At 47.0% G+C, this 12,496-nt stretch carries 15 protein-coding genes, 1 tRNA gene and 1 other RNA gene; 11 read left to right on the top strand and 6 right to left on the bottom strand.

Features of this window, described 5'->3' with window-relative positions; translation table 11 throughout:
* A tRNA-Leu gene (locus tag V4534_03575) sits at positions 1-87 on the bottom strand.
* A gap of 87 nt (positions 88-174) precedes the next feature.
* Here V4534_03575 and xseA point away from each other — a divergent pair.
* Genes xseA through V4534_03560 form a run of 3 tightly spaced genes read left to right on the top strand, consistent with a single transcriptional unit; the run spans position 175 to position 2,183 of the window.
* Complete coding sequence (gene xseA / locus V4534_03570) at positions 175-1,362, top strand: exodeoxyribonuclease VII large subunit (protein MES2503937.1); 1,188 nt, start codon at positions 175-177, stop codon at positions 1,360-1,362.
* Positions 1,352-1,546 carry an exodeoxyribonuclease VII small subunit gene (xseB, locus tag V4534_03565; GenBank protein ID MES2503936.1) on the top strand — a complete coding sequence of 65 codons (195 nt, stop codon included), beginning with the start codon at positions 1,352-1,354 and terminating at the stop codon, positions 1,544-1,546. Before xseA ends, xseB begins: the two co-directional genes overlap by 11 nt.
* A gap of 1 nt (position 1,547) precedes the next feature.
* A complete protein-coding gene (locus tag V4534_03560) occupies positions 1,548-2,183 on the top strand; it encodes a polyprenyl synthetase family protein (GenBank protein MES2503935.1) in 636 nt (211 codons plus the stop codon).
* On the opposite strand, the gene V4534_03555 is transcribed toward V4534_03560, so the two are convergent.
* Positions 2,138-3,619 carry an ATP-binding protein gene (locus V4534_03555; GenBank protein ID MES2503934.1) on the bottom strand — a complete coding sequence of 494 codons (1,482 nt, stop codon included), beginning with the start codon at positions 3,617-3,619 and terminating at the stop codon, positions 2,138-2,140. The two genes, V4534_03560 and V4534_03555, sit on opposite strands and share 46 nt — an antisense overlap.
* A 71-nt stretch (positions 3,620-3,690) precedes the next feature.
* Between V4534_03555 and V4534_03550 the strand changes: the two genes are divergently transcribed.
* Positions 3,691-4,086, top strand: a complete 396-nt coding sequence (locus V4534_03550; GenBank protein MES2503933.1) for a hypothetical protein — start codon at positions 3,691-3,693, stop codon at positions 4,084-4,086.
* On the opposite strand, the gene V4534_03545 is transcribed toward V4534_03550, so the two are convergent.
* On the bottom strand, positions 4,018-4,368 hold the full coding sequence (locus V4534_03545) for a hypothetical protein (protein MES2503932.1): 351 nt from the start codon (positions 4,366-4,368) through the stop codon (positions 4,018-4,020). The genes V4534_03550 and V4534_03545 overlap by 69 nt on opposite strands.
* 70 nt (positions 4,369-4,438) lie before the next feature.
* Here V4534_03545 and murI point away from each other — a divergent pair, with 70 nt between their 5' ends.
* The 4 genes from murI to ssrA all read left to right on the top strand — a co-directional run bounded on the left by murI (position 4,439) and on the right by ssrA (position 8,176).
* Positions 4,439-5,236, top strand: a complete 798-nt coding sequence (murI, locus tag V4534_03540) for a glutamate racemase (GenBank protein ID MES2503931.1) — start codon at positions 4,439-4,441, stop codon at positions 5,234-5,236.
* A complete protein-coding gene (gene bamD, locus V4534_03535; GenBank protein MES2503930.1) occupies positions 5,233-5,901 on the top strand; it encodes an outer membrane protein assembly factor BamD in 669 nt (222 codons plus the stop codon). The genes murI and bamD overlap by 4 nt, the downstream gene beginning before the upstream one ends.
* Before the next feature lie 32 nt (positions 5,902-5,933).
* On the top strand, positions 5,934-7,760 hold the full coding sequence (locus V4534_03530) for a hypothetical protein (protein MES2503929.1): 1,827 nt from the start codon (positions 5,934-5,936) through the stop codon (positions 7,758-7,760).
* A gap of 49 nt (positions 7,761-7,809) precedes the next feature.
* Positions 7,810-8,176, top strand: a transfer-messenger RNA (tmRNA) gene (gene ssrA, locus V4534_03525).
* Positions 8,177-8,182: 6 nt separating this feature from the next.
* On the opposite strand, the gene V4534_03520 is transcribed toward ssrA, so the two are convergent.
* The gene (locus V4534_03520) at positions 8,183-8,539 is read right to left on the bottom strand and encodes a DoxX family protein (protein MES2503928.1); all 357 of its coding nucleotides are present in this window, start codon (positions 8,537-8,539) and stop codon (positions 8,183-8,185) included.
* A 33-nt stretch (positions 8,540-8,572) separates the two neighbouring features.
* Here V4534_03520 and V4534_03515 point away from each other — a divergent pair, with 33 nt between their 5' ends.
* Entirely contained in the window at positions 8,573-9,616 is a 1,044-nt protein-coding gene (locus tag V4534_03515) for an NAD(P)-dependent alcohol dehydrogenase (GenBank protein MES2503927.1), read from the top strand.
* A gap of 5 nt (positions 9,617-9,621) precedes the next feature.
* Here the strand turns inward: V4534_03515 and V4534_03510 are convergent, their stop codons facing one another.
* Positions 9,622-10,035, bottom strand: a complete 414-nt coding sequence (locus V4534_03510) for a hypothetical protein (GenBank protein MES2503926.1) — start codon at positions 10,033-10,035, stop codon at positions 9,622-9,624.
* A 119-nt stretch (positions 10,036-10,154) separates the two neighbouring features.
* On the opposite strand from V4534_03510, the gene V4534_03505 reads away from it, so the two are divergent.
* Both V4534_03505 and V4534_03500 read left to right on the top strand, forming a co-directional pair.
* The gene (locus V4534_03505) at positions 10,155-11,141 is read left to right on the top strand and encodes a DUF3078 domain-containing protein (protein MES2503925.1); all 987 of its coding nucleotides are present in this window, start codon (positions 10,155-10,157) and stop codon (positions 11,139-11,141) included.
* A 13-nt stretch (positions 11,142-11,154) separates the two neighbouring features.
* Entirely contained in the window at positions 11,155-11,637 is a 483-nt protein-coding gene (locus V4534_03500; protein ID MES2503924.1) for a DoxX family protein, read from the top strand.
* Here V4534_03500 and V4534_03495 read toward each other — a convergent pair.
* Positions 11,601-12,488: a prolipoprotein diacylglyceryl transferase gene (locus V4534_03495; protein MES2503923.1), complete on the bottom strand. Its 888-nt coding sequence runs from the start codon at positions 12,486-12,488 to the stop codon at positions 11,601-11,603. The genes V4534_03500 and V4534_03495 overlap by 37 nt on opposite strands.
* Between the last annotated feature and the right edge of the window lie 8 nt (positions 12,489-12,496).

Genomic DNA, 12,496 nt, shown 5'->3' with positions numbered 1-12,496 from the left:
TGGTGCCGGAGGTCGGAATCGAACCGACACGCCCGTGAGGACACTGGATTTTGAGTCCAGCGCGTCTACCAGTTCCACCACTCCGGCAACAGCTTTAGCTCTTAAGCTGGTATTGGACGGCCGTCAATAGCCCCTTGATTGTTTTGTCTAAGGCAAACATAAGTTGTGCTGCCCATGGAAAATGCCTTAACCGTTAGCCAACTGATTGCCAGCGTGCGCCTAGATTTGGAAGCCAAATACCGATCGGTGATGTTGATTGGCGAGATTTCGTCATTTAAACCGTGGCGGTCTGGTCATTGGTATTTTGATTTGAAGGACGATCAGGCGATTGTTCCGGCTGTCATGTTTAAAGCTGCTTGTGACAGAGTGAAATTTGAAGCGGCAGACGGCATGTTGGTTTGTGTGAAGGGCCGAGTGTCCGTTTACGCCCCTCAGAGTAAAATTCAGATTATTGTTGAGCAAATGGAGCCGGTGGGCGCTGGTGCGTTGGCGTTGGCTTTCGAGCAACTCAAAGAGAAACTGCACAAAGAAGGCCTCTTTGATCCAAGCATTAAAAAGCCATTGCCATTTTTCCCAAGGACCGTGGGGCTGGTTACATCGCCGCAAGGTGCAGCCTTGCAAGATATGCTGCGGATTTTTAGGCAGCGCATGCCTGGCGTTAATATTTTGCTTGGGCCGGCCCGTGTTCAAGGGCAGGGCTCCAGCGTGGAGCTGGCTGAAACTTTGCGTAAGTTGGATAATAGCGGTGAATGCGACGTGATTATCTTAAGCCGCGGTGGTGGGTCTTTGGAAGATCTTTGGGCATTTAATGAAGAAGTTCTGGCCAGAGCGATTTACGCCTGTCAAACGCCGATTATTAGTGCAGTTGGGCATGAAACGGATTTTAGCATCGCAGATTTCGTGGCTGATTTGCGTTGTGCGACGCCGACTCATGCCGCTCAAACGGTCGTCCCAGATAAGGCGGAGCTCCTGCAGCGCCTGAGTGTCTATGAGAACCGCTTTCATAAGCTTGCCAAGGCGCTGGTTTCTAAAGTCCAGCTGGCTTTGGCAAATTTTTCGAAACGATTAATTTCACCGCAGGCAATGTTGCTGCAGTTTGCACAACGTTTGGATGTGCAGGCGCAGCGCCTGGAAAAAACGATGCAAAGGCGCATGCAAAGAGCGAAAGAGCGTTTTGGCGTGGCAGCTGCACGGCTTGAGGCTTTATCGCCTTTGAAAGTTCTTCTTCGTGGGTACGGCGCAGTCTATCATGAGGATCATATTGTTTCACGGATAGAGCAGGTCAAAGTAGGAGACTCCTTGAGCCTTCGGTTGTCGGACGGAAGTTTAGGTGTCACAGTGAGAGAGAAAAATGGAATTTGAAACAACTTTAAAAACCTTAGAGACCCTAATTGGTCAACTTGAAAAAGGCGATCAGCCTTTGGAAAAGAGCTTGGAAATTTATGAGCAAGGCGTGAAAGCGGTTAAAGACGCAGAGAAACGCCTGCAAGAAATGCAAGGTAAAATCGAACAGTTGATGGCCGATGGAACTAAAAAGCCACTTTGAAATGCGCCTTAAGCGCAGTCTGGATGAACGCTTTGAAGGCAACAAAACGCCTGCCGCCAAGCTTTTGAAAGCAGCCATGAGTTATGCGCTCTTAGGCGAAGGTAAAAGAATTAGGCCGCTTATGGTTTTTGAGGCAGCAGAGCTCTCCGGCAAGCATGCGTTGCGCTTAGCTATGCCCGCTGCGCTGGCAGTGGAATACATACACGCATATTCGCTCATACATGACGATCTGCCGTGCATGGATGACGATGACTATCGCCGCGGTAAACCCAGCACACATCGAAAGTTTGGCGAAGCGATTGCGGTTTTAACTGGGGACGCGCTTTTATCTGACGCTTTCAGGTTTGTAGCAAACGCAGCCGTTCAACCAGCTAGGCAGTGTTTGGTTTTGTCCGAGGCTATCGGCAGCTTGGGGATGATTTTGGGCCAAGTCGATGACTTGATCAGCCCTCGAAAAACTGTGGAAACACTCAAAAATAAGACCGGCAAGCTGTTTGAATGCGCTTGCCGACTAGGTGCAATTTCAGTGGGTGCCAGCAAGGCACAGGAAGAAAAAATGGCCCGTTTTGGTGCCGATTTTGGCCTTCAGTTTCAGTTGGCTGACGATGCTGCTGATGGCGAGTCTCCGATTTTTTGATGCACGAAACGATCTAAAGCTCTGATTTGATTTCGAAATCCTGGATCTTGGCCGGTTGTTTCTAAAACGGCATGCTCGGATGCGGCGATAGCGTCTATCGCTTTCCAGTCTTGCTCGGTGAAATCGCCGAGTCCAATTATGTTTTGATATTGCGATAAAATCTCAGGCAAAAAGCGTTCTTTGGCCGCAGCAATGCGATAGCTTTTCGTGTAGTTTCCAAAAGTCACCAAATCCAGCCGACTTTCTAAAGCGGCATTTTGAAGCATTTGGTTGCCAGCGAGAATACAGGCAAAATGCCTGATATCGATGTCGAAGCCAAAATATGAATTGTGAAGCGATTGAGTTTTGCCTTCTAGAAGGTCTAGCATGAAAGATACGAATTCGTGACTTTGTCCTTCATGTCTACGATTCAGGACCTGGTCGGCTTCGTCGAAAAATAGGATGACATTTTTAAACGGCTTACCCTCACTGGATAGTCGTATCAACTCTTCTGCAATATAGCCCGGAGTACACTTCGATACTCCAAAATATTCGCATTTACTTCCCTTCAGGTCGGCAATGCTATGAAATTCGGCTAGATTTATTTTGATTACTGGAATGTCTAGAGCTGCACCTAGTCTGAAAACAGCTTCTGTTTTGCCAACGCCGGGTGGGCCTTGAAGATAAAGGGACGTTTTAAGCTTTAGATTTTGATGTGTGCTGGCTCTGGCAAGCGCACGGCCAAACCTCTCGAAATCATGAAATGGGTTGCCAGACATCATTTCTTGGTAAGGCGCAAATTGCCTCATGAACCGGGCTTGATCGTAAGTAATCTTTTTAGGGAGTCTGGGCAGAGAAAGCGCGTTTCGCAAAAAGAGTAGAGCTGGGTCTTCTTTTTGCCCGGAGGTTTCGATCATCCGCATGGAATCCGGCTTTCTTAATTTTCGGAAATGCCATTCGATGGCTCCACTGGCGCTGCTTGAGTATTGAGGTTTGGTTTTAACATACTCGATTTCAAGTTGCTGAATTTCATCATTGGGGGGGCCGGAAAATATTCGGCGCGCAGACTCAATAAAGCCAGTAATACTTTGCTGCAGCTCCAATGAGTACGGTTGTGTGATGGTTTGAACGATGCCTGAAAAAACCGTTGAGAAAAAGAGTGCTGCACTGCCGAATCCAACAGCAGCAGCTGCAGGTGGCCGATTAGCTCGATGTGGTAGTGAAATATAACCCACATAAAGGGCGCCCCCCATGATCATGGGAGCAACGGCAGAAGCAACGACTTGTTGGTAAGCTTTGGCTTTACGTTTGAGGAATTCGGCCTCTCGCTCATGGGGCGTTGCATTGACCGAAAGCCCGCTTTGATCGAAAAACACGCTGGCATTGTAGCTATATATGTGATCTTGAAAAACTTTCTGGGCTTGGCACGTAAATCCGTAGGCGCATATGACTAACATTGTCCATCTATTCATCTAAGGTTAACAGTTGGAACGCGCGTTTTATTTCGGTTTTATGTTATATATTATATATGGAATACATTAAAAATGTTTCTGTGTCCGAATTTGGAAACATCAAAGCCGGACTTTTAAGCCATTTTTTGACGGCAATGCTATGTGTCAACGCCATTTCGATTACGGTGGCGATTAGTGTGCTCGATCAAGGTATGATCTATCCGCAAAACCTAGGTATCGCATTGAGCGTATTTTCAAGTGCTGGCGCGGTATTTCTATTTTTTTTATTGAAGCGCTATATCGAGACAATTAATTACAAATTTTATCAGGTTGACCAAAAGCGACTTGAATCGATCGCTCGAATTGCTAAAAGATTTTTTACGCCTTTTATGATTTCGATGCTTTTAGACATTATTTTCGCTGGCCTCGGTGGGGTAACTTTGATTCTGGCTTTGTGGAATCAGGCTGCTTAAGGCTTCTCTTACTTGAGCGACCAAATCAACCGTAGAAAACGGCTTTCTTAGAACGACCACCGGGCAAGGTGTCCGACTTAGATTCGTGCATAATTGATGAGCAAGCTCCGCATCCATCAGTGTGAACACCGGTTTTAGCAAATGCATTTTGTTCAGCGCATCAAAGCTATTGATAGCAGTGGCCAGGATGACATCTGGAGACTTGGCAAATATCATTTGTGCGGCCAGTCGGACCGTCTTATTGGGGTCGGCAATCAAAATGCGATGAGCCATATGGGGCATATCGGCTGAAGGTCCAATTTGTTTCGCCCCAGTTGATTTTTTGCAATATTTATATAGTATATCAGCGAATATGGCAGACAATAGAAGCATTGGGGTATTTGACTCGGGATTAGGCGGTTTAACCGTTTTATCTGCGCTTTTGAAGAAATTCCCTAATGAATCAATGGCTTACCTGGGGGATACCGCTCGCGTTCCCTACGGCACCAAGAGCCCTGAAACAGTTATTAAGTATGCTTTAAACAATGCCAAAGCTTTAATGCGTTCGGTAGATCTTAAGCTTCTGGTGGTGGCTTGTAATACGGCGACTGCTCATGCTCTGCCTGCGTTACAAAAAGAGCTTTCGATCCCGGTGCTAGGCGTTATTAAACCAGGCGCTTTTGAAGTTTCGAATCGGCCCGAAATCAAGTCGGTTGCGGTTTTAGCAACCACAGGAACCATTGGCTCCAATGCCTATGAAAAAACTTTGAATAATCAGGGGTATAAGGGCGAGGTATTTTCATTGGCTTGCCCATTGTGGGTACCGCTGGTAGAAGAAGGTCTGATTGAAGGCCCCATCGCTGAAAGTCTAGCGCGGCACTATTTGGATCAGCTGCCGAAGCTTCCTCAGGCTGTTATTTTAGGCTGTACGCATTATCCGATGCTATTGACGACATTGAAGAAAGTGATGCCAGCTGAAACGATTTGGATCGATAGTGGGCACGCCACAGCGGCATTGGCGCAGTTTGAACCGTCAAATAGAGACAGCGGTGAGCTTAAAGTTTATGTTACCGATGCGCCTGAGCGGTTCAGAGCGCTATCGAGTGTTTTTTTAGGTTATTCTGTCCCTGAAAGACAGATTGAACTCATTGATGTAGGAGTGTCGGAATGAAAAGCTTTGCTTTGTTATCGCTTGTATTGCTCGGATCTTGCGCCGGCGTTCAAACTGGCCAAACGGTTTCCTACCAAGACAACATTAAAGGCACCTACGAAGCTGCAGAGAAAGCATTTGCGGCCAAACTTTACGAAGACGCACACAAGCATTTCGAAGAAGTTCGAAGTAAATATCCCTACTCGAAATATGCCGTTTTGAGTGATTTAAGACTGGGCGATCTGTATTTTGCTCAAGAAAAATGGTTGGAGGCAGCTGACGCCTATGATTTCTATCTTCGTTTCCATCCAAGACATGAGCAAAACGCTTATGCTTGGTTTCAAATCGCCAAGGCTTACTACAATGCCATTCCAGAAAATTACTTCTTTCTTCCCAGCAATTACGTGAAAGACCAGACGGCTACTGCCGAAGCTTTAACTGCTTTGGACAAATATTTGGCTCAGTATCCTGAAGACAAATCGGTGGAAGAAGCCCGAAAGATGCGTCTGCAACTCAGATCTCAGCTTGCGGCGAGAGATTTACACGTCGGTCAGTTTTACTTAAAGCGAAACAAAGTTAAAGGCGCGGCCGCTCGCTTTGAATATGTGAGTAAAAACTTTGCAGACACCCCAGAAGGCGAAAAGGCTCAGGCTGCGCTTGAGCAAATCATTCAAGAAGATACTTGATTGTCAGTTGGATCAAATTATATGCTAATTATGTGCGCCTAAATTTGATTTTCTTCGGATTGCTGACAGTACTTATTCTTGATTGCTCGAGCGGATCCGGTTCCCAAAATCCAAATACACCGTCTAATCCTTCCGGCTTAGACGGAACGAATTGGGCGCTTTATAGCAATGATGCCGCTGATCAGGTGCTTTGGGGCTCTGTCTATACGCCTGAATTTTTGGCAGCGTGGCAGGAAAACGGATTAACCGATGCGCTCAACCAAATTGGTCAGGCTAATTGGTCCGCTGCGATGGCTTATCTGAAAGCTGCTCCAAGGTTTAATACGATTACGAGTTTCACAGGCTACGACCGAAAGTTGCTTGATGTGTTTGAACGCCCCGTTAATGCCAACTGTTCGATTGTAGATCAGTCAAATTATGCTGCGGCAGGAATCCCCGTGAATGCTTTCAAAGCCTGGCTTTGTCCTGTTGGTGCCACGCTCAATTGCCCTGGCTGTCCTACCGTCAACTCTGCGGTGGGCAATAATTGTTACTTCTATGTAATGACTTCAGGGGGAACCGTTTCCCAAACGGGTACGTGTTCTATTCAGAATCAAAGCCAAACTGCACCGGGACAACAGATCACACCTGCAGGACCAATAGTCGATAGCTGTAAGATTGATAGCAGCTTTGCCAACGGATTTTCCTGTCAAAACTGGGTTAAAACAACGACCCCAATGGAGTCCATAAACCTGCAGGTCAAAAATTTGTATGACTCTGGCAAACCTCTTGGGTGCATGTCTCCAGCGACGATTGTGAATGCTCCAACTGTCTGGGGCGGCCTCGGTATAGGCAATCAAATTACTTATGAGGATCCGAGCATCGTTGTTCCGGTGGAAGTGCCTACTTATTTGGACGCGACCCTTCTCTATGCAAACCCTTACAGTAACGATGATATCAGTGGTCAAACGTCTCCGGTGCCGAACGTTGCTGGCAATACGAATTACTCTATTTTAAATGCTTGGGGCAATTTTTGTGGTGATAACAGAGGTTTTTGCTTCGCAGCGAATGGTGGTGCGTCTACTGGGGGGCTGGCACATATTATTGGCGCCATGGGACCATTATCGAGATCTAAGTATGTGGCCAACCTTAAGGCTGTCAATCCCAAAGGGTATTATACTTGGCAATACGACGATGCTGCAGGCCAAACCGTTTGTAACTCGGCGAAGTCAAAGAGCATTGCTATATTTTGCCCAGGCTCAGCCGTTTTATCCAATGCGCAACTCAGCACCATCTTTGGGACGTCTGATTCCAGATTCGGGGCATACAACAACTGCAGTTATCCTATTTGGGTGCAGGCTAAACCAGTGCCCGCGGCCGCTCCTGTTCCAGCTTATTGTGTGCCACCGCCTACAGGCGTCCCAAATATGACTGTCAATGCTGACGATTGTTTAATTTCGTTGGCGCCAGGAAGTAGTCACCGCTATAAGACGCAGGCAAAAGGCCTGCAAAGCTTTAATATTTGGTCGAAAACTGGATGTGATCCGACCGGATTTAATTGCGCGACAGGTGAAACAGGAGATAATGGCGGTTATACTGGACGTTCGTACGGGCCTCAACCAGATATCGAAACGGCGGTAGAGGGCACTTTCGGTTGTACGCTTGCGAATACCGCGGGATGTGAACAAACCGGTAATGGCAGCACGCTAGGGCCTACGACTTATTTAGACGTGACCTTTGTGAACGGTTTTACGAGGCCTGTTTGGCTGCAAGTCGTGCCAGGGACGGACGAAACGAACCCTGCTTGTGTCACAGCGGCAGCCCCCAAAATTGATATGTCCATTTGCCCCACGGATGAAGATCTCTCAACCAGGCCTTAGCCTTGCGCTTTGGCGAATTTAAGCCTAAAATGGTTTAGTAGGACGCCATGGGGGCGACCTGGTTTCGACGGGGAATAAGAACGAAAAATGGCACGTCGCGGGTTTTCAGTAACCGTGTTAAAAAAACTGGAAAAATATAAACGCTAACAATAACAGCGCTAAACTTGCTGTCGCCTAAAAAACGATAAGTAGTTCATCGCTCCCCGGCACCGTCTGAGCGGGGGAGGTCGATGCATCAATCAGGCTGGCCACTCTTTTTTCTTCGATTTTCAAAGGGTGGTGAGGAGATAATCGAAGGCGCCATTCATCGCCCGCCTTCGGGCTTGTTGAATAGCGAAATTATACGAAGGCTAAACGTGTAGAAGTTTTTTGAGACGATTTTTCGGACGCGGGTTCAATTCCCGCCGCCTCCACCATTTGTCCTAATTTTTTGATCTGCCATAAGCGACAAACGCGCTGATGGCTGCAACCACCAACCAATAAATCATCTGACCATGTTGTGGGTAGCCTGAGTATAGATGCACGCCACAAAAGGCCAGCATTTCAGCTGTAATGGCCAGCGCGGCAGCTGAAGCCAACTTGTTTAGGCGCTTGATTATTATCGGTAGGATTAGCCCTAAGCAGCAGAGCAATTCTAGGATGCTTAAAGCCAACCATAAATTTTCAGGGATGATGCTCAATGACGGGATGATCTGTGCTGGATTCGAAAACTTCCACACGGCGCCAACAGCGGTATGAATAGCGAGAAGAACTTGCAAGATAGTTAAGAAAATGTTCATGATTTTTTCCTGCATTAACGATAAGGCATCCACATGATCAATGCCAAAGGGATTGCCGCTTTTTCTTCAAAAGAACCACTTGCCCCATATGCTTTCGAACGCAGAGAGCCCAAAGAACGTGATGTCGTTATTGATATTAAGTTTTGCGGCATTTGCCATTCGGATATCCATACGGTGCGTAGCGAATGGGGCAATGTCACCTATCCCCTTGTGCCGGGGCACGAAATTGCCGGCATAGTCCGCGCCGTTGGATCAGGCGTCACTAAGTACAAAGTTGGTGATCGGGTCGGTGTTGGGTGTTTGGTAGATTCCTGCAGAGCATGCTCAAGTTGCGAGCAGGATCTAGAGCAATATTGCGTTAAGGGTGGGACATACACTTATAACTCACCCGATCCACATACGCAGGGTGTCACGCAAGGCGGGTATTCAGACACGATTGTGGTTGATGAAAATTACGTTTTGCGAATTCCTACTTCACTTTCGCTTGAAAAGGCAGCACCTTTGCTTTGCGCTGGGATCACGCTTTATTCTCCGCTCAAACATTGGAAGGCGGGTCCGGGCAAGAAAGTGGCGATTTTAGGTCTGGGAGGTCTTGGCCATATGGGGGTAAAGCTGGCCGCTGCCCTGGGAGCAGAAGTTACCGTTTTAAGTCACTCGGAAAAAAAGCGTGAAGATGCTTTAAAAATGGGCGCTCATCATTTTGTTCTGACTCATGACGCTGAGGTGTTTAAACAATATGCAGGCCATTTTGATTTGATTGTTAATACCGTGTCGGCTGATTTGAATATGGGCGATTATTTGGGAATGTTAAAATTGGATGCGACTCTAGTTGTTGTGGGAGTGCCAGAAAAGGCGCCGGCAATTCACGCCTTTCCGTTGATTGGGATGCGCCGCTCATATGCAGGATCTTTAATCGGTTCGCTGAAAGAAACCCAAGAGATGCTCGATTTTTGTGGCAAGCATGAAATTACCCCAGAGATTGAGCTGATTTCACCGGCAGAAGTAAATGCAGCCTATGAGCGTGTTGTTAAGAGTGACGTTAGGTATCGATTTGTCATCGATATGGCAGGTCTATAAATCCGCTATTTATAGCTTGCCACGCACTTGGTATTGAGACCGAAATCGGCATAGGTTTCTTTAAAGCCTGATAAAGAGATTTCCAGGCGATTTAATGTGATGAGGCCGTTGGGTGAGATATCCAGCATCAAATCGACCCATTCGGCTAATTCAAATTTTTTTGCCTGTCTGGTACGGATGGTGCCGATAAAACTTAGCCAACGGGTGTCTTCGTGGAATCCAAGGCTCATCACCGTGGCCGACTGCATTTTTGCGTTATTTCGCTGTTCGGAAAAAACGCGCTGAAATCGAATGCGGCCGCGCTGGAATGTGGCGATTAGTGCATTTCCTTCTTGAGCAATTTTTAAGACAGCTTCCTGGCCGGTGCATAGAATATTGACTTTAGAGAGGTGTTTTATCTCTTCAGCTGATGCGGTCATAGCCAAGAGACTTAAGCAGAACGCCATTTTGTAAAATCTGTTCATCTTCAATATAGGCTGGGCAGCCTGGATTTGGCCTTTTGTGGAACAAATTGATTCGCAAATCTGTTGGTAAACTTATGCGGAAAATTATTCTCTTAGCTGCGTTGGTTGCCGTTTCCCTGAGCGCTCAGGTTACTCAATTAGATCTGAAGTCTTCTGCGACCCCAGCTCTTAAACCTTGGCAGTTTAGCGGAACTTTAGGCGCGACATTCTCTTGGACGGCAACACAAAATTTTGTGGGTACGAGCAGTAGAAACACGGCGGTATACCCATCGCTTCAAGGAAATATGGAGCTTAAGTATAAAGATGGCGACCATGAGTGGCGAAACAACTTGGCTTTATCATTGGGCTACTCATACTACCCGCTACCGTATGCATGGCTTAAAACGTCAGATAATCTAAAGATTAGCTCGATTTACCTTTATCATCAGCTCCCTTGGTTCGGATATTTCGCGATGCTGAATATGAAAACTTCGATGCTGCCAGGTAAAGATATAGAAAGCGGTGAGAATAATTATTTAATAACGGATGTGCTGACTGGCCAAAAGACAACCGTTAATAATGTAACCAGCTTGGATTTGAGCAGCGCATTTGCTCCCATGTTCTTGGAACAATGGTTGGGTCTGTTTGCCCAATTCGTCGATAAGCCAGAGGTGTTTTTCGAGTATCGTTTGGGCGCTGCTTTTCGTGAAAACTTGGGGGAAGGACAGCGTGCTATTTCTTGTAACGGTGCCTGTGATCCCAATTATATTGATGTACAGCAACTGGCCAATGTTTACGAAATAGGGCCGGGCAGTGGGATTTTGTTCAAAACCAACTTCTTTGATAAAAAGCTGTCTTATCGTGTCGATTTCGATGTTGTCTATGCATTGATGCAAACGCCGCAAATAAAGCCCCCGGGCAGTTGGAGTCGTTTTAGCTTTGATTTGAGCAGTACCCTGGGCTGTAATTTGCTATCTTGGCTTTCACTAAACTGGACTTTGAGGGCACTGCAAAATCCAGCGGTAATCGATCAGGTGCAATTTTTAAGTAACTTATCGCTTGCGGCTAACTTTACTCTTTAGATACTCTTATGGAATGGAAAGAGAAATAAAAGAGATACGAGTTATTGATGATGCCTTTTTAAGAGTTGACCATTGGGCGCAAACGCCGGTGCTCTTTTTGACACGCGTCTTATGGGGCGTGCTGTTCATTTTGGAAGGCTGGTATAAATTCACCCACGTTGAATCGAACGTCGCTTATTATCATAGCCTAGGCTTTGGCTCTCCCGAGTTTATGGTTTATTTATCAGCGTCAGCCGAGTTTTTTGGTGGGATTTGCTTGGTGATAGGCTTTCTTAGCCGTATTGCTGCGATCCCGCTGCTCATCACCATGGTGGTCGCGGCGGTGATGGATCCAACTAAATATTACTTTTTGGGCCACGGTTCTGGCCAGACAGAAAGCTTCCTGGCTCAAATCCCATTGGTATTTGCCTATGCTTGCTTGATGATTATCGTATTCGGGCCTGGCAAATGGTCTTTGGACTATCGGTTGAAAGACAGGTTCTTCTTGTGCCGATAGGTCATTATAGCGCTTGTTAAGACAGCAATCACGACGACGCAGAGTGAAATAAATTGGCTGGTCGTCAAAAGCCCGTTGAACATGTAGCCACGAGCGGCGTCGCCTCTAAATAGCTCCAAGCATGAGCGCATCACCGAGTATAGGACGGCGTAGGCCAGCAATACTTGACCATGGAACTGCTTGCGCTCGCTTAACAGCACCAGCAACCCGTAAATGACCAAAGCACCAAAGGCTTCTACCAGCTGGGATGGAAAAAGCGGCCAGGTGTGCGCATGCTCGATCATGTAGTTTTTAACGTCCCCGGAGCTGGAGCCTACCAAGGTGTCGAACGCCGCAGAGCCTGGCGGAAACAAGATGCCAACCGAGTGTTCTGTTGCTAAGGGTTGCCCATAGCAGCATCCTGCTGCAACGCAGCCTAAACGGCCAAAAATCTGAGCCAATGGCACGCCAACGACCATAATGTCAAAAAAGTGCAAAGAGGGTAATTTGCGAACCAACGTGAAGATAATGCAGGCAATAAATCCGCCTAGAAATCCACCCCAGTAGACTAAGCCGCCCTGCCAGAAGGCAAACACACTCGGGATCTCAATGCCTAGACTATGGATTTTAGTGTAGGGGGTATGAACGAAGTAATCTTGCCATTCAACGGCAATAAAAACCAGGCGAGCGCCAATAAGGCCGCCTACCAATGCCCAAAAGCCAAAGTCCAAAGCGTCCAATTCGTACTTGCCTAGCCGTTGGCAACGCCACTTCGCCACTTGAAGCGCCAATAAAAACCCAATGACAATGAGAGCGCCATAGCTATGGATGGGTTGGTTGATGAATGGCAGATCCAGTAAGACAGGATGCATAAAAGTGA

Source organism: Myxococcota bacterium (assembly GCA_040387835.1).
Classification (GTDB): domain Bacteria; phylum Myxococcota; class UBA727; order UBA727; family JABDBI01; genus JAZKCZ01.
This window is presented reverse-complemented; position numbering and strand designations above follow the sequence as displayed.